This is a genomic window from Gordonia sp. NPDC003424, from assembly GCF_053588655.1.
The window spans coordinates 168,694-188,846 of record NZ_JBSFQJ010000003.1 but is presented as its reverse complement, the minus strand read 5'-3'; the positions used below and the strand labels follow the sequence as shown (position 1 = coordinate 188,846).

Sequence of the window (20,153 nt, the reverse complement as noted above, 5' to 3'; positions counted from 1 at the left end):
ACCACACGGTGAGCGTCCCCGTGCCGGCACAGACATGTCAGGGCACGAGGAGACGGACACGATGACCGACACGGTCGACACCAATGACGAGACAACCGGCGACCGGGATGACACCCAGGTCGGTGCGGACGCGCGGGTGTACCCGATCGTCGACCTGACGAACGGATCCGGGAGCGGGGCACCGTCGTTCCCCGACGTCGAGCTGAATGTGCTGTCCTACTGGGACGGCGACGACACCTTCGCCGCCTCCATCGAGAACCGGGCACAGGCCGAGGAGTTCGTCTTCTACGACGGCCCGCCCTTCGCCAACGGCCTGCCGCACTACGGTCACCTGCTCACGGGCTACGTGAAAGATGTGGTACCGCGGTACCAGACCATGCGCGGCAAGAAGGTCGACCGCCGGTTCGGGTGGGACACCCACGGCCTGCCCGCAGAACTCGAGGCCGAACGCCAGCTCGGGATCACCGACAAGGCCGAGATCGAGACGATGGGCCTGGCCAAGTTCAACGACTACTGCCGCGACTCGGTCCTGCGCTACACCGGCGAGTGGCGCGACTACGTCACCCGGCAGGCCCGCTGGGTGGACTTCGACAACGACTACAAGACGCTCGACCTCGACTTCATGGAGTCGGTGATGTGGGCGTTCAAACGGCTGCACGACAAGGGCCTGATCTATCAGGGCTACCGCGTGCTGCCCTACAGCTGGTACGAGCAGACACCACTGTCCAACCAGGAATCCAAGCTCGACGACGCCTACCGCATGCGGCAGGACCCCGCGGTCACGGTCACGATGCCGCTGGTCGTCACCGACGGCCCGCACACCGAACTGAACGGCGTCAACGCGCTGATCTGGACCACCACACCGTGGACGCTGCCGTCGAACCTCGCGATCGCGGTGCATCCCGACGTCGAGTACGTGCACGTGAAAGCCGCCGACGGGCAGGAGTATCTGCTCGCCGCCGCCCTGGTCGGGGGCTACGCGAAGGAACTCGGCGAGACCGAGGTGCTCGACACCTACCGAGGTGCGGACCTGGCCGGCCTGTCCTACACACCGCCGTTCGACTTCTTCGCCGGTCACCCCAACGCCCATCGTGTGCTGCTCGGCGACTACGTCACCACCGAGGACGGCACCGGAATCGTCCACCTGGCACCGGCTTTCGGTGAGGAGGACATGGACCTCGCGACGGCCAACGGCATCGAGGTGGTGCAGCCGCTTGATCCGGGTGGCCGGTTCACCGCCCAGGTCCCGCCGTACGAGGGACTCAACGTCTTCGACGCCAACCCGGTGATCATCAAGGACCTCAAGGCATCCGACGCCGCGAGCGGGTCGAATCGTACCGGGCGCATCCTGCGGCACGAGACCATCGAGCACTCCTACCCGCACTCGTGGCGGTCCGGAAAGCCGTTGATCTACATGGCCGTTCCGTCATGGTTCGTCGCGGTGGACCCGATCAAGGAACGGATGCTCGAGCTCAACAAGCAGATCACCTGGGCCCCCGAACACATCCGCGACGGACAGTTCGGCAAGTGGCTCGAGGGAGCGCGCGACTGGAACATCAGCCGAAATCGCTTCTGGGGCGCGCCGATCCCGGTGTGGATCTCCGACGACCCGGAGTATCCGCGTGTCGACGTGTACGGCTCGCTCGACGAGCTCGAGCGCGACTTCGGGGTGCGGCCGGACAATCTGCACCGGCCTTACATCGACGAGCTGACCCGGCCGAACCCTGATGACCCGACCGGGAATTCGGTCATGCGGCGGGTGCCCGAGGTGCTCGACTGCTGGTTCGAATCCGGGTCGATGCCGTATGCGCAGGTGCACTATCCGTTCGAGAACGCCGACTGGTTCGACGGTGGAGACGGTGTGTTGCCGCACAATCCGGGCGATTTCATCGTCGAGTACAACGGGCAGACCCGCGGCTGGTTCTACAACCTGCACGTCCTTGCCACCGCACTGTTCGATCGTCCGGCCTTCAAGAGTGTCATCGCGCACGGCATCGTGCTCGGCGACGACGGGCAGAAGATGTCGAAGTCCAAGCGCAACTACCCGGACGTCAACGAGGTCTTCGACCGTGACGGCTCGGACGCGATGCGCTGGTTCCTGATGGCGTCGCCGGTGTTGCGGGGCGGCAACCTGGTGGTGACCGAACGCGGCATCCGCGAAGGCGTGCGTCAGGCGTTGCTGCCGCTGTGGAACGCCTACAGCTTCCTGCAGCTCTACGCGGAGCGCCCGGCGACGTGGCGGACCGACTCGACGCACGTGCTCGACCGCTACATCCTGGCCAAGCTGGCCGCCACGCGTGCGGTGATGACCGAGGCGCTCGACGTCTACGACATCGCCGGCGCATGTGATGCGTTCCGCGAGTTCGTCGAGTCGTTGACGAATTGGTATGTGCGCCGGTCACGTTCGAGGTTCTGGGCCGGCCAGGACACCGACCCGGATGCCTTCGACACGCTGTACACGGTGCTCGAGGTCGCGAGCCGGCTGGCCGCACCGCTGCTCCCGCTGGCCACCGAGGCCATCTGGCGCGGGCTGACGGGGGAGCGGTCGGTGCACCTGACCGACTGGCCGAGCGCGGACGAACTGCCCGCCGACGACGACCTCGTGGCCGCGATGGACTCGGTGCAGCAGGTGTGTTCGGTGGCGTCGAGTGTCCGCAAGGCCAACAAGCTGCGCGTGCGACTGCCGTTGCAGGAGTTGACCGTTGCCTCGCCCGATGCGGAACGTCTTGCGCCGTATACGGATCTGATCGCCGACGAGATGAACGTCAAGTCGGTGACCCTGGCCACCGACGCCGACACCTACGGCCGGTACGAGATCGCGGTCAACGCCCGCGCGGCCGGCCCGCGGCTCGGCAAGGACGTGCAGAAGGCGATCAAGGCGGTCAAGGCCGGCAATTGGGCGGTGCAGACCGGCGCCGACGGCAATGAGGTCGTCGTCGCCGACGGCATCGAACTGCACGACGGCGAGTACACGCGCAAACTGGTTGCGGTACAGCCCGAGTCGACAGCCGAACTGCCCGGCGGCGGTGGCCTCGTGGTGCTCGACACACACGTCACCCCCGAACTGGAAGCCGAGGGCTGGGCCAAGGACCGCGTCCGCGAACTGCAGGACGCGCGACGCAATCTCGGCCTCGACGTCTCCGACCGCATCGAGGTGCGCTTCGTGGTGCCCGACGAACGACTCGACTGGGCCACCCGCCACGCCGAGATGATCGCCGGGGAAGTCCTCGCGGTGCGCTTCGAGGTCGAGACCGGGACGGCGGCGGGTGCGATCGCGCTCGGTGACGGCGTGAGCGCCGACATCACCAAGGCCGCGGCCGCTGGTTGAGCTGATCGTCGCTGGTAGAGCTTGTCGAAACCGCGGCTGTCACACTTCCCGCCCGCCCGGTGTCTGATGGTTGTCCCCTTCGAAAGGAGCAACCATGAACACGCCACAGATCGTCGTGCTGGGCGGCGGGTACGCCGGAACGATGGCCGCCAACCGGCTCTCGGCGGCCGATGCGACGGTGACCCTGGTCAACCCGCGTCCGCAGTTCGTGCATCGGATTCGGTTGCACCAGTGGGCCGCCGGCACCGGACAGGCCGATCACGACTACCGCGACGTCCTCGCCGACGATGTCCGTCTGGTGGTCGACACCGCGACGCTGATCGACACCACGGCGGGCCGGGTGGAGATGGCGTCCGGCGACCGGCTCCGCTACGACCACCTCGTCTACGCCGTCGGCTCCACGGCGACCGCGCGCGTACCGATCCCCGGCGCCGCCGAACACGGCTTCGTCTTCGGCGAATGGGAAGCCGCACAACGACTTCGGCAGCACCTCGCGCGGATCCCCGACGACGCGGAAACCATGGTGATCGGCGGTGGGCTCACCGGCATGGAGACCGCTGCCGAACTCGCCGAGACCGGCCGTGCGGTACGGCTCGTCTGCTCCGGCACCCTCGCGGCGTCCTTCGGCGCCCGCGCCCGCCGCGCCGCGCGCGAACGGCTCGAACAACTCGGCGTCGAGGTCGTCGAACATCGGCGCGTCACGGCGATCGGACCCGATAGTGTCACCCTCATGGGAACCGACGGCACCTCCCGTGCTCTGCCGAGCGCGACGACGATCGTCGCCGCCGGGTTCGGCGTTCCCGACCTCGCCGCGGACAGTGGCCTGACCACGGATCCGCTCGGCCGGCTCGTCACCGACGAGACGCTCACCAGCGTCGACGATTCGCGCATCGTCGGCGCCGGCGATGCGGTCGCGCCGTCGGGCACGCCGTTCCGGATGAGCTGCCAGGCGGCCAACCAACTCGGGCCCCACGCCGCCGACACCGTGCTGGCCGCGATGAACGGCATCGAACCGCGCCCGGTCAGTGTCGCCTTCCTCGGCCAGTGCACCTCGCTGGGGCGGCACGGTGCGACGGTCCAGCTGACCCATCGCGACGACGAGCCGGCCCGCACGGTCATCACCGGTCGTACCGGCGCCATGATTAAGGAACTGGTGTGCCGCAGCGTGATCTGGGGATTGCGGATGGAGGCGCGCCGGCCCGGTGTGACGCCGTCGTTCCGCGGACACGAGCGCGCGATCGATCGGGCCGCCGTCGAGGCGACCCGATGACCGGCGACGATCACGCCCGGCGTTTCACGGAGTTGCGGCCACTCCTGTTCACCATCGCCTACGAGATCCTCGGCTCGGCGACCGACGCCGACGACGTGCTTCAGGAGAGCTATCTCCGGTGGGCCGACGTGGATCTCGGCGGCGTCGGCGACACCAAGTCGTATCTCGCGAAAGTGGTGACCCGCCAAGCACTCAACAGCCTGCGGGCCGCGTCACGACGCCGCGAGCAGTACGTCGGTCCGTGGCTGCCCGAACCCATCCTGCTCGACGAACGCGACGCCGCCGACGATGTGCTGCTGGCCGAATCGGTCTCCACCGCAATGCTTGTCGTACTGGAGAGTCTCACGCCGGACGAACGCGCCGTTTTCGTGCTGCGCGAGGTGTTCGGGTTCAGCCATGACGAGATCGCCGACATCGTCGGGAAATCAAGTGCCGCAGTCCGTCAGACGGCCAGCCGGGCCCGGAATCATGTGCACGCGAGGCGGCAGCGTTTCGAACCGGTCGACGAGGCACGCACGGCCGAGGTCACCACGGCCTTCCTGGCTGCGGCGGCTTCGGGTGATCTCGAGCAGCTCATGGCATTACTGGCACCGGACGTCGTGTTCATCGCCGACAGCGACGGCAAGGCCAGCGCCGTGCGCCGCCCGATCCACGGTGCCGAACTCGTCGCGAAGCTGATGGCCGGATTCTCGCGACTGGGCACGCGAACAGACGACCTGCACGTCGAGCCGGCCATCGTCAACAGCCTGCCGGGCATGATCATTCACTTCGACGGACAGCTCCAGGGCGTGTTCGTCCTGCACGTCGTGGACGGCGTCATCCGGCACATCTACGCCACTCGCAACCCGGACAAGCTCGGCGGTCTCGAGCGACAACGATCGATCGCGCGACTCCGCACCACGCCGTAAACGGTGGCTGCTGAAACCGCGGCTGGGTCGTCAGTAATAGTGCTGTCGGCCGCCGATGGCCCGCCCGGATGCGCCCAGAATCGCCAGGATCGCACCGATGACCAGCACGATGATGCCCAGCGTCCAGAGGATCGGAATGCTGAAGATGAAGCCGAGAACCAGCAGAATGATGCCGAGGATGATCACGGAATGCCTCTCGAGACGTCGTTGATCGAAAAAGACGGCGCTCGACGCTGCTGCAAGCACTCCACCCAGTATGCGCCTCACCGACGTCGGCGCGGGTGGATCGGAGGACGACGGCTGCGCGGCTACGCGCTGTCGCGATCGCTGGTGTCGGCGGACGCTGCGCCGTCGCCCGGTTCGAAGCCGTCGTTGTAGATCCGCGCCATCTCCGCCCGGACGCGATCGAGCATGTCGACGAGCTGGCCGCGTTCCTGTTCGCTGAGCACGCCGAACCCGCGTTCGTCGAGCTGGAACTGCCGCATCAGCGAGCCCTCCAGACTCCGTGACCCGGCTTCGGTCAGCTCCAGGGTGATCAGGCGTGCGTCGTAGGTGCTCGCCGTGCGACTGATCAGTCCGTCGGACTCCAGCGACTTCAGGGTGTTGGAGATGGTCTGCCGGCTCACCTGCAGGAGGTTGACCAGGTCACGGGCACTGATCGGTGCGAACAGCCAGATCACGTAGAGCACCCGGAACGAGAGCCACGTCCGGCGGTCGCGTCCGTGGATGTACTTCTCCGAGACCACCGCGTGGGCCTGCGCGGCGCGGGTCAGTGCGATGCCGGCGGTGGTCGCCTCGTAGCCCTGGTCCGGAAAGCGGGCCTTGGTACGACGACGTATCTCGTCGGTGAAGGTGGCGCGTCCCGATCGGGGCCCGTCGGCCGTCGAGTCCTGCGTCATGGCGTTCCTCCTTCTCCGGGTTCCTCTCGACGGGGATTCTCCCAGACGAAGATCCGCCGATGCGTCATCTGCACTCATCCATGGTGACCTGCTCCACAGAACTTGTCAAATTATTGACTGTCAAAGATTGGACAATCTAGTGTTGCAACTCATAGCCGCTCGAAGGAAGCGGTGACATCACGGATCTGAAGTCCGCACGTCGGTGCGACGAACAAGAAAGCAGGGCAAACTCATGGAACTCCGGGACGCCATCCGCCAGAACCCCATGACGAGGTTCCAATGGTCGGTGGTGGGGATCTGCATCATGCTGACCGTCATCGACGGTTACGAGATCCTCGTCACCTCGTTCACCCTCCCCGCGCTCACCAAGGAGTGGGGACTCTCCCTGTCGCAGGCGGGATTGGTCGCCTCCATCGGCACCCTCGGCATGGGCATCGGCGCGGTGCTCTTCGGCCCGATGGGCGACCGCTTCGGCCGCCGGCGACACATCCTGGTGTCACTGGTGCTGATCGTGGTCGGCATGGTGGCCTCCGGACTCGCGCCGACCTTCACCCTCTTCCTGCTGTTCCGGTTCCTGGCCGGCATGTTCCTCGGCGGCATCGTGCCGAGCATCAACGTGCTGGTCTCCGAATACGCGTCGGATGCCAAGCGCGGCACCGTGATGGGCATCTACGGCATCGGCTTCCCGCTCGGCGCGGCCATGGGCGGATTCCTCTCGATCTGGCTGATCCACCACTTCGGCTGGCACGGACCGTTCCTGTTCTCCGCGACAGTCACCGCGCTGCTCGCCGTCGTCGCCTACTTCACCCTGCCCGAATCGGTGAGCTACCTCGTCGAGAAGCGGCCCCGCAACGCCACCGCGACCTACAACCGCATCGGTGCCCGGCTCGGCCTCGGGAGCGGACATGAACTGCCCGAACCCACCTCGCACATCATCAAGCCGTCCATCGGCAAGGACATGTGGCGCGGTGTCATGCTCAAGCGCACGCTGCTGCTGTTCATCTCGTACGCCCTGCTGATCGCCGCGTTCTACTTCGCCAACAGCTTCACCGCCAAGCTGGTCGCCGCATCCACCGGTGATGACACCATCGGCATCACCGCGCAGGCCCTGGTGGCGGCGGGTGGCGTGGCCGGCGCGCTGCTGTTCGCCGTGTTCTCCCTGCGACTGCATCCGCGCATCGTCACCGCCCTGGTGATGTTCATCGGCACCGCCGCGTTCTTCCTGTTCGGCACCAGCTTCCATCACACCGGACTGGTCCTGGTGCTCGCCGTGCTCGTCGGCCTCGCCGCCAACGGCGGCGTGGCCGCCTACTACGCGATCAGCCCGCCGGTCTACCCGACGGCCATCCGTGCCTCGGCGGTCGGTCTGATGATGGGCTTCGGCCGCGTGATCGCCTTCCTGGCACCGAACATCGCCGCGTTCATGCTCTCCCACGGCCTGACCCCGCCCGATGTCTACATCGTCTACGCGGTCGTGCTCGCCGTCGCCGGCGTCGCCGTGATCGCCCTGCATCGCACCTATCGCGGTGACAACTCCCTCGACGCCATGGAACTCGAGAGTCGGGTCGGTCTGGAACTCGACGCCGACACCGCCAAGCCCCGCGTCGAGTCCGCCTGACGTCCCTGCCGCAAAACAAACTGATCGAAAAGACAAGGAGCCCACCATGTCCCGCCCCGACGTCAGTGTCAACGCCTGGTTCGCCGCGCGTGCCGTCCGGTCACCGCACCGCCATGCCCTCACCTTCGAAGGTGTCACGCTCACCTACGCCGCGCTGCTCGACCGCGTCGAGCATCTGGCCGGTGGCCTCGCCGCGGCCGGCGTCGGGGCGGGGGACAGGGTGGCCTTTCTCGGCGTCAATCAACCGGCGTTGATCGAGACCTTCCTCGCCGCCAACAGGCTGGGCGCCATCTTCCTGCCGCTCAACTTCCGGCTCGCCGCACCGGAGATCGACTTCATCCTCGCCGACTCCGAGCCCGCGGCGATCGTCGCCGACGTCGCGCACCAACAGGTCCTCGACGACGTACCCGCCACTCCGGCCGTCCGGGTCGGCGTCGCGGCCACCGCCGCCACCGGTTGGACGCCGATGGGCGAGTTGCTGCGGGCCGATCCGGCCCCGGCACGCATCGCCGAGGAGGACGACCCGGCCATCCTGATGTACACCTCCGGCACCACCGGGCACCCCAAGGGCGTCATCCTCACCAACGGAAACCTGTTCTGGAACAACATCAATCTCGAACATCTCTACGACGTCCGGGAAGACGACGTGACGCTCGTCGTCGCGCCGATGTTCCACATCGCCGGCCTCAACGTCACCGTCTTCACCACCCTGCTCAAGGGCGGGGAGGTGCGCATCCACCGATCGTTCGACCCGGCGGCGGTGCTCGACGAGATCGAACGCTCGGCCATCAGCACGATGTTCGTGGTGCCCGCAATGCTCAACTCGCTCTGCGAGCGAGGGGATTTCGCGGTGCGTGACCTCTCGTCGCTGCGCGTCGTCATCTGCGGCGGGGCGCCCGTGCCCGAGGCACTGCTGCACCGCTTCGCCGACCGCGGCATCGGCGTGCTGCAGGGTTACGGACTCACCGAGACCGCCCCGTCGGGGATCTTCCTCACCGCCGAACACGCGCTGTCCCGCATCGGTTCGGCTGGCCGGCCGGCTCTGTTCGTCGAGGCGCAACTGCGCACCGACGACGGCACCGTGATCACCGAATCCGGTGTGCGCGGAGAGGTCTGCCTGCGCGGCCCCAACATCTCGCCGGGCTACTGGAACCGTCCCGACGCCACCGCCGCAGCGCACGACGTCGACGGCTGGTTCCACACCGGCGACGTCGGGGTCCGCGACGCCGAGGGCTTCTACGTCATCGTCGACCGCGTCAAGGACATGGTCATCACCGGCGGCGAGAACGTGTCCCCGGCCGAGGTGGAGAACGCCGTCTTCACCCATCCGGCGGTCGCCGATGTCGCCGTTATCGGGGTGCCCGACGAGAAATGGGGCGAGGCGGTCACCGCGGTCGTCGTCCTGCGCCCCGACACCGACCTCACCCTCGAGCAACTGCGCGACCACTGCGCCGAGTCGCTGGCCCGCTACAAGCTGCCCACCCGCCTGATCCTGTCCGACGAACTGCCCCGTAACGGAGCCGGGAAGGTGCAGAAGTTCCGGCTCATCGAATCGATCCTCACCAAGTAATCCCAGATCCTCCTCAACCCTGATCAGCAACAAGGAAATACGATGCAACAACTCACCGGTCTCGACCAGATGTTCTTCTCCCTCGACAGCCAGACCACCAACGCCGTCCTCGGCGGCCTGGTCCGCTTCGAACCCCTCGCCGACGGCCAAACGGGCCCCGACGAAGCGTTCATGCGTAAGCGCCTCGCCGAACGTCTGCCGTTCATCCCGCCGATGACCAAGGTGGTCCGCAACGTGCCGCTCGGTCTGGACTACGGCTACCTCGCCGACCCCGGCCGCATCGACCTCGATGATCACCTGCGGACCATCGAACTCCCCGCACCCGGCGACGAGCAGGCCTTGGCCGAGGAGGTCTCGCGCATCATGGGATACCCGCTGCGCGACGACCGTCCGCTCTGGGATCTGTGGATCATCAAGGGCCTGGCCGACGGCAGCATCGCGATGCTGCTGCGGATCCACCACGGCATGGTCGACGGCTCCACGATGCCACGTATCTGGGACCTGTTCTCCGACGAGCCGACCGAACCCATGGAGGCCGACACCACCGGCAAGGCCCCGCTGCCCGAACCGTTCTTCGGGGACGCCGAGATGGCGGTGCGTGCGGTGGCCGGCACCCTCAAGCGGCCGCTGACCATGACCCGGCTGACCTACCGGTTCGGCAAGTGGGTGGTCCAGCGTTACCCGGAGGACGGCCTGACCACCGTGCCCGGCCTGGTCACCAAGGTGCTGCCGGGAGCGCCCGGACGCGTCGGCGCCGGGGCGGTCAACTTCTTCCGGCGTCGTCGCGGCGCCGATGAGATCCAGCCGTACCTGCAGACCTGGTTCCCGCCGCGCACCGAATTCAATTCCCGCGCTTCGAGTTCCCGGCACTTCGTGTTCTCCGAGATGGAGTTGGCCCGCGTCAAGAAGGTCGGCAAGCGGATGGACGCCACGCTCAACAACACCGTCGTCGCCCTCTGCGCCGGTGCCGTCCGCCGCTACCTGGAGGAGCACGGTGGGACACCGGACGAGCCGTTGTGCGTCTGCGTGCCGGTGTCGTTGCGGCACGAGAACATCGAGGTGCCCTGGGCCAATCACGTGCACATGATGTTCAGCGACTTCCCGACCCAGATCGAAGACCCGATCGAACGGGTCCGGGTGGTGACCACGGATCTGACCAAGGCGAAGAACTCGTTCGACGGCCTGCCCACCCACCTGATCCGCGAGGCCAGCAACTTCCTGCCCAAGGACTTGTTCTCCTGGATGACGAAGCTGTGGATCCGCTTGCCGGAGAAGTACTCCCGCGCACCCTGGAACATCGTCGTGTCCAACGTGCGGGGGCCCTCGAAGCCCGCGACGATGAACGGCGTCAAGGTGCTCGGCTACTGGCCCGCGTCGTTCCTGTCGATCGGTGGCGGACTGAACATCACCCTGCAGAGCTACGTCGACAAGATCTGCTTCGGCTTCATCGGCGCACCGGAACTCGTCGGGGACCTGTGGCCGCTGGTGGGCTACATGAACGACGCGCTGGAAGAACTCGAAGCCGCCGTCGATGCGCAGGAGGCCGGCGCCGTCGTCGAACTCACGCCGACACCGAGCACCGAGGGTACGAAAGCATCTGCTGCCGAGAAGGTTTCGGTGGCGCGGTGAGTGACCGCTGGCTGCGCCGCGCGACGTGGGGGCTCGTCGAGCCGCCACGCGCGATGGCCGAGATCGGGCTGGTCACCGCGAGTCTGCCGGCGCTGGTGACGTTGCCGCGCCGCGGACCACGGCACCCGGTGCTGGTCGTGCCCGGCCTCGGCGGCGGCCCGACGTGGGCACTGGCCCTGCGGACCTACCTGCGCGCACTCGGCTATCCGGTCTACGGCCCGCAGCGGTGGGCGATGAAGGGCGGACCGAATTGGGTTCGGCCACGGCTCATCTCGCGGCTGGACGAACTGGCCGCCGAACATCGAGGCCCGGTCAGCGTGGTCGCGTGGAGCGTCGGCGGGTGCGCGGTGCGCGAGGTGGCGTTCGACCGGCCGGACCTCGTGCGACAGGTGATCACCCTCGGCACTCCGCTGACTTCCCGCTGGTACTCCGACGACCACCAGCAGGCGCGAGAGACGTTGCCGGTGCCGGCGACCGCGGTCTGGTCCCGGTTCGACCACATCTTCCCGCCCACCGACTGTCTGCCGCCGGCCGGGTCGGGGGCCGACAGCGTCGAGATCCTGTCGTCGCACCTGGGCATGGCGTCCAATGCGGCGGCCTGGTGGGTGGTCGCCGACCGGCTCGCGCAGCCCGTCGAGGACCGGCGGCCGTTCACCTGGCGGCACTCGCTCGTCTGAGACTCAGTCCGCGAACACCAGGCCCAACATCGCGTCGATCTGCGCGTGATAGAGGGCGGCCGGATCGGTGAAGGTGTCCGGGCCGTACTGACCGAACACCTCGAGGCTGGTGGCGCCGATCATGGTGGCCCACATCGTGGTTCCCGCCAGCATCATACCGTCGGGCAGGTCGCTCCCGAACTCCGTCCGGATCGTGTCGAGATCACCGATCACGGTGGCCGGCAAGGCTTTCGACACGGTCTGCAGCGTCCCCGCGCCGTGTGCGGCGGTCAGCTCGCCGATCAGCGTGCCGACGACCCGGGTGCCCGGTGCCACCGTCACCTCCGGTGGCGCGGAGTAGCCGGGCACCGGACTGCCGTAGAGCAGCGCCCACCGTGCGGGATCGGCCACGGCCCACGCCCGCATCGCCTCGGCCGCGGCCAGCAGTCGCGCGCGGTGGTCTGTGGCCGGGGCTTTCGCCACCGCGGCGTCGACCGCGTCGGCCAGGTCCGTATAGCCCTCGACGAGCAGCGCGGTGAGCAGATCGTCGCGGCTCGGCACATAGCGGTAGACCGCCGACGACACGACGCCCAGATCCCGGGCGATGGCCCGCAGCGACAACCCGGCCGCCCCATGCGTGCTCAGGTGCTGCCGCCCGAGTCGCCGGATCTCGGATTCCATCGCGGCGCGGTTCTCCGCCCGTGTGCCCTTCGGTGTCATGAGCCCATCCTGACACAAATCGAGAGCAGTGCTCTTGATTTATTCGGATCGAGGGCGCACACTCAATAACGAGAGCAGCGCTCTCGAAAGCTCCCGACATCGAACCGCTCCGAAAGGCCCGCCATGACCGCCGCCACGCATCACCGCCCGGCCACCAATCGCTCCGACCGCTTCTTCAACTCCGCCGTCCGCTGGCTCGCCGATCACGGGGTCAACCTCGCCGGCGCACAGACCCTCACCGTCGTCGGCCGGACGTCCGGCAGCCCCCAGCGGACCCCGGTCAATCCGCTGACCCTCGACGGCCGCGAATACCTCGTCGCGCCCCGTGGGAACACGCAGTGGGTGCGCAACGCGCGCGTCGCCGGGCGCGGTGAACTGCGGCGCGGCCGTCGCAACCGCTCGGTGCGATTGGTGGAAGTTCCTGCAGACCAGCGGGTTCCGATCCTGCGGACCTACCTGAAGAAGTGGGGATGGGAGGTCGGGCGCTTCCTGCCCGAGGGCCTGGCCACCGACGCCGACGACGCGGCACTGGCCGCGCACGCCGCCTCGCTGCCGGTGTTCGAAGTGGTGTCGTGAATCGACAGTAGGCTCCCAGATGTGTCATCCGATCTCGGAACCCCGGCCGGGAATCCCCGCGACGGCACGCCGTGGTCGGGCGACGAACGCAGCGGCCGATGGGTCATGCACCTCGACATGGACGCCTTCTTCGCCTCCGTCGAACAGTTGACGAGGCCCACCCTGGCCGGGCGCCCGGTCCTCGTCGGCGGCGCCGGCGGGCGCGGGGTGGTCGCGGGCGCCAGCTACGCCGCACGTGTGTACGGTGCCCGTTCGGCGATGCCGATGCATCAGGCCCGACGCCTGGTCGGACCCGGGGTCGTGGTGCTGCCGCCCCGCGGGACCGTCTACCGCACCGTCAGCGCACGCATCTTCGCGCTGGTCCGGGACGCCGTCCCGGTCATCGAGATGCTGTCCTTCGACGAGGCCTTCGGTGAACCGGCGGAGCTGGCCGGCGCCACCGTCGACGAGGTCACCGCCTTCGCCGAACGGCTGCGCGCGCAGATCCGCAGTACCGTGGGGATCGCCGCGTCGGTCGGGCTGGGCAGCGGCAAGCAGATCGCCAAGATCGCCTCCGGACTCGCGAAACCCGATGGGGTGATGGCGATTCCGCCGAGTCACGAGTTGTCGTTCCTGCACGGCCTGCCGGTCCGCAAACTGTGGGGCATCGGCCCGGTGTCCGGTGACAAGCTCGCCCGTCTCGGCATCGACACCATCGGCGACTTCGCCGCCATGTCCGATGTCGAGGTCGCCTCGGTGCTCGGTGTCACCCTCGGCCCGGCGCTGCACCGCCTGGCGAAGGGGATCGACGACCGGCCCGTCGCGGAGCGCGCCTCGGCCAAACAGATCAGCGCCGAATCGACCTTCCCGCGCGACCTCGTCGACCTCGCCGAACTGCGGCCCGCGATCGACGCGGCCGCCGACGGTGCACACCGCCGCCTGCTCGGTGACGGCCGCGGTGCGCGCACCGTCGTCCTCAAGCTCAGACGATCCGACATGTCGGTGCTGACCCGATCGTTCACGCTGCCGGCCGCCACCACCGAACTGTCCACGCTGACCGCCGCCGCACAACGCCTCGCACTCGATCCGCGCAGCATCGGGCCGATCCGGCTCGTCGGCGTCGGATACTCGGGTTTGACTGCGGTGCAACAGTTCTCACTCTTCGGTGAGCTCGACGACGCGCTCGGTCCGCCTGCCGACGAAGCGCAGCCCGACGACGTCGAGGCGGCCTTCGTCGCCGCCGGAGCGGCCGACGACCACCTCGAGCCGACGGCGGAACCGCCGACGGCCGGCGACGACACCCCCGTCTGGCCGACGGGTACCGACGTCGCCCATCCGGACCACGGACACGGCTGGGTGCAGGGGAGTGGACACGGAGTGGTGACGGTGCGGTTCGAGACCCGCGCCACCGGACCGGGCCGTGCCGTCACGTTCGACGTCGACGATCCGGATCTGCGGCGCGCCGACCCCATAGACAGCCTCGCCTGGCCGCGACCGGACCCGCTCTGAACCGGCGCTCAGGGGCCGGTGGCGGCGAAGAACGCCCGGATCTGCGCGACGTCGGCCCCGGCGGAGAGCAGCGCGATCACCGCGATCCGGGCCTGCGGCCCGCGCAACCACCGGGAGACGATCGCCCCGGCGCGTTCGAGGTCGACGGCTCCGCCGCCGCCCCCGTAGGTGGGGATCACCTCGCCGTAGGGCACGCGGGTGGTGGCCACCACGATGACGCCGGCGCGGGTCGCGGCGAGCACCTCGGCGGCGATGTCGGGGTGGGTGTTGCCCGATCCGGTGCCGGCCAGCACGATGCCCGCGGCGCGCTGATCGACGGCGGCCGCGATGATCCCCGGTGACACCCCCGGATACAGGCTGATCAGGTCGACGCGGGCGGGGTGCCCGGGGCCGAACCTGCCGGGCACCGAGCGGCGCGGCAGGGCGTCGTGCACCGCGTCGAAGGCGACGAGGTCGGTCGTGGACACCTTGAAGACGCCCCGCGCCGACCGGATCCGTCCGCCGAGCGCCACCAGCACACCCCGGCCGCGGTTCGCCGGGTCGGTGACGGCCCGCACCGCGGCGGCGATGTTGTCGGGCCCGTCCGACCGCGGTGAGTCCGACGGATACTGTGCGCCGGTGAACACGACCGGCCGGTCGCCGGTGATCGCGAGGTCGGCCAGGTACGACGTCTCCTCCATCGTGTCGGTGCCGTGGGTGACCACCACGCCGTCGATCCGCGGATCGGTGAGGGCGTCGGTGATCGCCGTCACGATGTCGAATTGCTGGGCCGGTGTCAGCGCCGAGCTGTCCACCGACATCAGGTCGACCGTGCGGATCTCGGTCTCCGCCGCCGAGCTGGGCAGCAGGTCGTCGGCGGACAGGACGGGCACCGCGCCGTCGGCGGACGAGCGGGACGCGACGGTGCCGCCGGTGGTGATCAGGACGATGCGGGTGGGCGCCATGCCGTCCAGCGTTGGGGAACCCGCTGCAGGCGTCAACCGTTGCGACACCGGCATCCGACGACCCCGGCGCGCTGTGTTGGGACCGTCGGATGCATTTGGCATAGTGGTGTGAGCTCTGGCGACCAGGTGGGGACAGACCCCGTGGGATCGGCCGGCGACAAGCCCGGGCGACCGACGCTGTCGGTCGCCGGATGAACAACAGTGAGGGAGATCGGTGAAGTTTCCGAAGATCGTGACCGCCGCGCTGATCGCGGCGTCGATTACATCGGTGGCGGCCTGCGGAAGTGACGACAGCGACGTGCCGTCGGTGCCGACGGTGTCCGCGACCACGTCGGCGGCGTCCGGGGCGTCCGGCGATGTGACCGATCCCAACACGCGGCCATCGGTGGCGACACTCAACCAGATGCTGAACCAGGCGCTGGACGCCAACGTTCCGAACTCGCAGAAGACCGAGCTGGTCGAGGGTTCCGAGGCCGATCCCGACGTCTTCGACAAGCTGGTACAGGCGAAGAAGGACAATCCTGACGTCACCTACCAGATCTACCCGCCCGTCATCCCGGCCGGCCCCAACAAGGCCACGGTCAAGGTCCAGGTCAAGATCGGTGACAACCCGCCGACCAAGCTCGACGCCGGCATCGTCTACAGCGCCGGACGCTGGAAGCTGGCCAAGGACACCGTCTGCCCGCTGATCACCGCGAACAACGTGACCACCCCGATGTGCGCGTCGACCTCAACGACGACGAAGGCTGCCGGCTGACCGAACGCCCCCGGTCAGCGCCACTGCACCGACAACCCGGTCTGCTGTAGCAATGGCCGCGCCGGGTCGGCGCCGACGAGTTCTCGGGCCCCCGACATGGTGATCGTCCCGGCGACCGGCAGTCCCCGCCCCAGATCGGCGGTGACCTGGCCGGTGCCCGTGTCCGAGTAGCGGCTGATGGTGAGCCGGTCGGCCGATCCCGGGATGGCGAACACCGAGTTCACGGGAGTCTGGTCGACGGTGACGTCGATGATCAGCCGGTCACCGGTCCACGACCGCAGGGTCGCGTCGATGTGCTGGGTGACGGTGGCGGCCGCGTTGAGCGTCCGTTCCACCCGCCACCGTGCACCGGGTGCGATCGGCTCGGTCGGCAGCGGCACCGACAACTGCAACGCCTGGACCAGCGACTGTTCGACCGCCGATCGGGCCTCCGGGCCCGCCTGCTCGGCGGGCTGCAGCCGCAGCGAGATGGGCATCGCGCCGGGCCCGATGGCCAGGCCGGCACGCGATCCGGCCTCCGGCCGGAGTTGTTCGGCGAGGACCGGGTCGGGTGAGGTGACGGCGCCGAGCGTCATCTCCAGGTCGGTGGAGTCGGTACAGGAGAACAGCGCGCGCATCGGCATCTCGACGGTCTGGGTGTCCCGCTGGGTCGACGACGCCACCGACGACGTGGTGACGAGGGTGACCGACTGCGGCGACGTCCGGTTCGGCGCGGCGGCGGCCACCCGTCGCGCACCCTGACCGGCGTCGAGCACGGTGACCTTCGCGGGCGGGATGGGCAGCAGATTCTCCCCTTCGACACCCGAGGTCGTGTCGTCGGTGCAGCCGGTGGGCACGGCCGACGAGGACGCCGAACCGGTGTCGGTGGTCTCCGAACCGCACCCGGCGAGACCGATCAGCAGGGCCGTCGCCGCGGCGAGGGACAGTGCGCGGGGGTACACGGCAGCCAGCGTATTGCAGCGCTCATGGATGATGATGGGGTGGATGATGGAGTCATGACCGGCCATAGGGCGACCGAGGCGCCCCCGCGCGGCCGGCGAGTCGTCTGGGTGCTGCCGATCATCGCGGCCTGCGTCGTCGGCCTCGACGTGTTGACCAAGACGCTCGCTGTCGCCTACCTCGACCCCGCCGAGCCCGTACACATCATCGGCGATGCGGTCACCCTGCGGCTGATCCGCAACAGCGGCGCGGCGTTCTCCATGGCATCCGGCTACACGTGGGTGCTGACCGTGATCGCACTGATCGTGGTGATCGGCATCTTCCGCTACAGCAGCCGGCTGAAGTCCATGTGGTGGATCGTCGGGCTCGGACTGGTCCTCGGTGGCGCCTGCGGCAACCTGATCGATCGACTCTTCCGCGCCCCCGGACCGCTGCGTGGCCACGTCGTCGACTTCGTCTCCGTCGGCTGGTGGCCGGTGTTCAACGTCGCCGACTCGGCGGTGGTGTGCGGTGCGGTGCTGCTGGTCACCCTGTCGCTGCTGGGCTTCGAGTACGACGGCTCGCGAACCGGGTGGGCCGCACGGCGGTCCGGTGCCGCGGACACCGAGACGCCGGCCGGGGCGGAGGACACGGATGCGTGAGTCGCGGGCCATGCCGGTGCCCGACGGTGTCGCCGGCATGCGGCTCGACGCCGGTGTCGCCCGCATCCTCGGCCTGTCCCGCACGGTGGCCGCCGCGCTCGCCGAGGACGGCGACGTCACCGTCGACGGTGTCGCGGTGGGCAAGTCGCACAAACTGACCGCGGGCGCCTGGCTCGACGTGACACTGCCCGAACCCGACGAACCGCTGACGGTGGAGCCGACCCCGGTCGAGGGACTCGAGATCATCTATCACGACTCCGACATCATCGTCGTCGACAAGCCGATCGGCGTGGCCGCACATCCGTCGCAGGGCTGGACGGGTCCGACCGTGGTGGGCGCGCTCGCCGCCGCCGGCTACCGCATCTCCACCTCCGGCGCATCCGAGCGCCAGGGCATCGTCTCGCGACTGGACGTCGGCACCTCCGGCGTCATGGTGGTCGCGGTCTCGGAGAACGCCTACTCCCTGCTCAAACGGGCATTCCGCGATCGCGAGGTCGACAAGGTGTACCACGCGCTGGTGCAGGGGCATCTCGACCCGCCGTCCGGCACCATCGACGCGCCCATCGGCCGGCATCCCGGCAGCGACTGGCGCTTCGCGGTGACCGCCAAGGGCAAACCGAGCGTCACCCACTACGACACCCTCGAGATGTTCGCGTCCGCATCGCTGCTCGACATCCACCTGGAAACCGGCCGCACCCACCAGATCCGCGTGCACTTCGCCGCCCTGCACCACCCGTGCTGCGGCGATCTCACCTATGGGGCGGACCCGGTCCTCGCCGATCGCCTGCACCTCGACCGGCAATGGCTGCACGCCCGATCGCTGTCCTTCGCCCACCCCGCCGACGGCCGGCAGGTCACCTTCACCAGCGACTATCCCGCCGATCTGCAACGCGCCCTGGACATTTTGCGCGACGTCTGACGCGTAAGGGAGGTGCACAGTGCTCAAACCGGGTTCGTTCGTCGCCGGGTACCGCATCGAGCGACTGCTGGGCACCGGGGGCATGGGCGAGGTGTATCTGGCCCGGCATCCGGAACTCCCGCGCGCGGACGCACTCAAGGTGCTGACATCGTCGTCCTCCGGCGACGAACAGTTCCGTCGCCGGTTCCTCCGCGAGGCCGAGGTGGCGGCCACCCTCGACCACCCGAACATCGTCCACATCTACAACCGCGGCCGGGCCGAATCCGCCGACGATGCCGACGGACTGCTCTGGATCGCGATGCAGTACGTGCCCGGTAGCGACTGTGCGGCCGAGATCGCCGCGACGGGCCGCGGCATGGACCCCTCACGGGTCGCGCGGATCATCTCCGAGACAGCCAAAGGCGTCGACCACGCCAACCGTCGAGGCCTGCTGCACCGGGACATCAAACCGGCCAACATCCTGCTGTCCCGGATCGACGACGACGCGACCTTCGACGAGCAACGGGTGCTGCTCACCGACTTCGGCGTCGCCAAACCCGCCGACGAGGTCGACAACCTGACGATCGCCGGAACCGTCCTCGCGACCCTGAACTACGCGTCGCCCGAACAGCTCGACGGTGCGGCGCTCGACGGTCGCACCGACCAGTACTCCCTGGCCGCGACGGCCTTTCACCTGCTGACCGGACAGGTGCCGTTCGGCGGGCGATCGGCGTCGGCGATCATCCGCGCCCACCTGACCCAGCCACCGCCGCGGGTTTCCACCCTGGTGGCCGGGCTGTCGCCGGCCGTCGACGCCGTCATCGACAAGGCCATGGCCAAGTCGCCGGCCGACCGGTTCGGCTCCTGTCGGGAGTTCGCCGACGCCCTCACCATGGCCGTCCGCACCGGCTCGCCGGGTGGTGGCGTGCCGGGCGGGCGGTCGGGGCCGCACGTCGTGCCGGCCGGGGGAGCGCGTCACCCGGCGCAACCCGTCCACCACCCCATGGCCCGACCCCTGCCCGCAACGCATCGCGGCCCCGCCCCGGGCCCCGGGTCCGGTTCTCAGACGACCGGTCCGCACGGGTCCGGACCGCAGACGAACCGATCGCAGCCGAACCGACCCCAGCCGAACCGACCCCAGACGAACCGACCCCAGCCGTCCGAGGGCGGCACGTCCTATGCCGGACCGATCGCCGCGCTGATGGCGCTCGTCGTCGTCGCCGTCATCATCCTGGTGCTGATCGTGTCCAACCTGAGCTGAGTCCGCGGGTCGACGCGGGTCGCCGACGGCCGACGGACGACGACACGCGGG

General features: G+C 68.7%; 18 protein-coding genes. 13 read left to right on the top strand and 5 right to left on the bottom strand.

Annotation, left to right across the window (positions count from 1 at the left end):
* Window positions 1-61: 61 nt before the first annotated feature.
* From ileS to ACWDTI_RS05920, 3 genes are all read left to right on the top strand, one after another.
* Window positions 62-3,328 carry an isoleucine--tRNA ligase gene (gene ileS / locus ACWDTI_RS05930; RefSeq protein WP_449737117.1) on the top strand — a complete coding sequence of 1,089 codons (3,267 nt, stop codon included), beginning with the start codon at window positions 62-64 and terminating at the stop codon, window positions 3,326-3,328.
* Between the two features lie 94 nt (window positions 3,329-3,422).
* Window positions 3,423-4,598, top strand: coding sequence for an NAD(P)/FAD-dependent oxidoreductase (locus ACWDTI_RS05925; protein ID WP_449737116.1), 1,176 nt, complete (start codon window positions 3,423-3,425; stop codon window positions 4,596-4,598).
* Window positions 4,595-5,506, top strand: coding sequence for an RNA polymerase sigma-70 factor (locus ACWDTI_RS05920; protein ID WP_449737115.1), 912 nt, complete (start codon window positions 4,595-4,597; stop codon window positions 5,504-5,506). Before ACWDTI_RS05925 ends, ACWDTI_RS05920 begins: the two co-directional genes overlap by 4 nt.
* 30 nt (window positions 5,507-5,536) lie before the next feature.
* Here the strand turns inward: ACWDTI_RS05920 and ACWDTI_RS05915 are convergent, their stop codons facing one another.
* Complete coding sequence (locus tag ACWDTI_RS05915) at window positions 5,537-5,692, bottom strand: DUF6131 family protein (RefSeq protein ID WP_449737411.1); 156 nt, start codon at window positions 5,690-5,692, stop codon at window positions 5,537-5,539.
* 122 nt (window positions 5,693-5,814) lie between these two features.
* Window positions 5,815-6,405: a MarR family winged helix-turn-helix transcriptional regulator gene (locus ACWDTI_RS05910; protein WP_449737114.1), complete on the bottom strand. Its 591-nt coding sequence runs from the start codon at window positions 6,403-6,405 to the stop codon at window positions 5,815-5,817.
* A 232-nt stretch (window positions 6,406-6,637) separates the two neighbouring features.
* Between ACWDTI_RS05910 and ACWDTI_RS05905 the strand changes: the two genes are divergently transcribed.
* From ACWDTI_RS05905 to ACWDTI_RS05890, 4 genes are read left to right on the top strand one after another with little or no spacing between them, the layout of a single operon-like run.
* Window positions 6,638-8,023, top strand: a complete 1,386-nt coding sequence (locus ACWDTI_RS05905; RefSeq protein WP_449737113.1) for an MFS transporter — start codon at window positions 6,638-6,640, stop codon at window positions 8,021-8,023.
* Window positions 8,024-8,069: 46 nt separating this feature from the next.
* Window positions 8,070-9,593 carry an acyl-CoA synthetase gene (locus ACWDTI_RS05900; RefSeq protein ID WP_449737112.1) on the top strand — a complete coding sequence of 508 codons (1,524 nt, stop codon included), beginning with the start codon at window positions 8,070-8,072 and terminating at the stop codon, window positions 9,591-9,593.
* A gap of 42 nt (window positions 9,594-9,635) precedes the next feature.
* Window positions 9,636-11,222, top strand: coding sequence for a wax ester/triacylglycerol synthase family O-acyltransferase (locus ACWDTI_RS05895; RefSeq protein WP_449737111.1), 1,587 nt, complete (start codon window positions 9,636-9,638; stop codon window positions 11,220-11,222).
* Window positions 11,219-11,899 carry an esterase/lipase family protein gene (locus tag ACWDTI_RS05890; RefSeq protein ID WP_449737110.1) on the top strand — a complete coding sequence of 227 codons (681 nt, stop codon included), beginning with the start codon at window positions 11,219-11,221 and terminating at the stop codon, window positions 11,897-11,899. The genes ACWDTI_RS05895 and ACWDTI_RS05890 overlap by 4 nt, the downstream gene beginning before the upstream one ends.
* Window positions 11,900-11,902: 3 nt before the next feature.
* On the opposite strand, the gene ACWDTI_RS05885 is transcribed toward ACWDTI_RS05890, so the two are convergent.
* Window positions 11,903-12,598, bottom strand: a complete 696-nt coding sequence (locus ACWDTI_RS05885; protein ID WP_449737109.1) for a TetR/AcrR family transcriptional regulator — start codon at window positions 12,596-12,598, stop codon at window positions 11,903-11,905.
* 123 nt (window positions 12,599-12,721) lie between these two features.
* Between ACWDTI_RS05885 and ACWDTI_RS05880 the strand changes: the two genes are divergently transcribed.
* Entirely contained in the window at window positions 12,722-13,174 is a 453-nt protein-coding gene (locus ACWDTI_RS05880) for a nitroreductase/quinone reductase family protein (protein WP_449737108.1), read from the top strand.
* 105 nt (window positions 13,175-13,279) lie between these two features.
* Entirely contained in the window at window positions 13,280-14,662 is a 1,383-nt protein-coding gene (locus tag ACWDTI_RS05875) for a DNA polymerase IV (protein WP_449737410.1), read from the top strand.
* A gap of 8 nt (window positions 14,663-14,670) precedes the next feature.
* On the opposite strand, the gene ACWDTI_RS05870 is transcribed toward ACWDTI_RS05875, so the two are convergent.
* Window positions 14,671-15,606 carry an asparaginase gene (locus tag ACWDTI_RS05870; protein ID WP_449737107.1) on the bottom strand — a complete coding sequence of 312 codons (936 nt, stop codon included), beginning with the start codon at window positions 15,604-15,606 and terminating at the stop codon, window positions 14,671-14,673.
* 214 nt (window positions 15,607-15,820) lie between these two features.
* Between ACWDTI_RS05870 and ACWDTI_RS05865 the strand changes: the two genes are divergently transcribed.
* Entirely contained in the window at window positions 15,821-16,363 is a 543-nt protein-coding gene (locus ACWDTI_RS05865; protein ID WP_449737106.1) for a hypothetical protein, read from the top strand.
* A 14-nt stretch (window positions 16,364-16,377) separates the two neighbouring features.
* Here the strand turns inward: ACWDTI_RS05865 and ACWDTI_RS05860 are convergent, their stop codons facing one another.
* Window positions 16,378-17,304, bottom strand: coding sequence for a hypothetical protein (locus ACWDTI_RS05860; RefSeq protein ID WP_449737105.1), 927 nt, complete (start codon window positions 17,302-17,304; stop codon window positions 16,378-16,380).
* A gap of 54 nt (window positions 17,305-17,358) precedes the next feature.
* Here ACWDTI_RS05860 and lspA point away from each other — a divergent pair, with 54 nt between their 5' ends.
* The 3 genes from lspA to ACWDTI_RS05845 are packed head-to-tail and all read left to right on the top strand — an operon-like array spanning window position 17,359 to window position 20,102.
* A complete protein-coding gene (gene lspA / locus ACWDTI_RS05855; protein ID WP_449737104.1) occupies window positions 17,359-17,943 on the top strand; it encodes a signal peptidase II in 585 nt (194 codons plus the stop codon).
* Window positions 17,936-18,862, top strand: coding sequence for an RluA family pseudouridine synthase (locus ACWDTI_RS05850; protein WP_449737103.1), 927 nt, complete (start codon window positions 17,936-17,938; stop codon window positions 18,860-18,862). The genes lspA and ACWDTI_RS05850 overlap by 8 nt, the downstream gene beginning before the upstream one ends.
* A 19-nt stretch (window positions 18,863-18,881) precedes the next feature.
* On the top strand, window positions 18,882-20,102 hold the full coding sequence (locus ACWDTI_RS05845) for a protein kinase domain-containing protein (RefSeq protein ID WP_449737102.1): 1,221 nt from the start codon (window positions 18,882-18,884) through the stop codon (window positions 20,100-20,102).
* Window positions 20,103-20,153: the final 51 nt, after the last annotated feature.

What these genes read in the sequence shown, in the direction of transcription:
- ileS (WP_449737117.1), top strand. Translation starts at nt 62, where the DNA reads ATGACCGACACGGTCGACACCAATGACGAGACAACCGGCGACCGGGAT.
- ACWDTI_RS05925 (WP_449737116.1), top strand. Translation starts at nt 3,423, where the DNA reads ATGAACACGCCACAGATCGTCGTGCTGGGCGGCGGGTACGCCGGAACG.
- ACWDTI_RS05920 (WP_449737115.1), top strand. Translation starts at nt 4,595, where the DNA reads ATGACCGGCGACGATCACGCCCGGCGTTTCACGGAGTTGCGGCCACTC.
- ACWDTI_RS05910 (WP_449737114.1), bottom strand. Translation starts at nt 6,405, where the DNA reads ATGACGCAGGACTCGACGGCCGACGGGCCCCGATCGGGACGCGCCACC.
- ACWDTI_RS05905 (WP_449737113.1), top strand. Translation starts at nt 6,638, where the DNA reads ATGGAACTCCGGGACGCCATCCGCCAGAACCCCATGACGAGGTTCCAA.
- ACWDTI_RS05900 (WP_449737112.1), top strand. Translation starts at nt 8,070, where the DNA reads ATGTCCCGCCCCGACGTCAGTGTCAACGCCTGGTTCGCCGCGCGTGCC.
- ACWDTI_RS05895 (WP_449737111.1), top strand. Translation starts at nt 9,636, where the DNA reads ATGCAACAACTCACCGGTCTCGACCAGATGTTCTTCTCCCTCGACAGC.
- ACWDTI_RS05885 (WP_449737109.1), bottom strand. Translation starts at nt 12,598, where the DNA reads ATGACACCGAAGGGCACACGGGCGGAGAACCGCGCCGCGATGGAATCC.
- ACWDTI_RS05880 (WP_449737108.1), top strand. Translation starts at nt 12,722, where the DNA reads ATGACCGCCGCCACGCATCACCGCCCGGCCACCAATCGCTCCGACCGC.
- ACWDTI_RS05875 (WP_449737410.1), top strand. Translation starts at nt 13,280, where the DNA reads ATGCACCTCGACATGGACGCCTTCTTCGCCTCCGTCGAACAGTTGACG.
- ACWDTI_RS05870 (WP_449737107.1), bottom strand. Translation starts at nt 15,606, where the DNA reads ATGGCGCCCACCCGCATCGTCCTGATCACCACCGGCGGCACCGTCGCG.
- lspA (WP_449737104.1), top strand. Translation starts at nt 17,359, where the DNA reads ATGACCGGCCATAGGGCGACCGAGGCGCCCCCGCGCGGCCGGCGAGTC.
- ACWDTI_RS05850 (WP_449737103.1), top strand. Translation starts at nt 17,936, where the DNA reads ATGCGTGAGTCGCGGGCCATGCCGGTGCCCGACGGTGTCGCCGGCATG.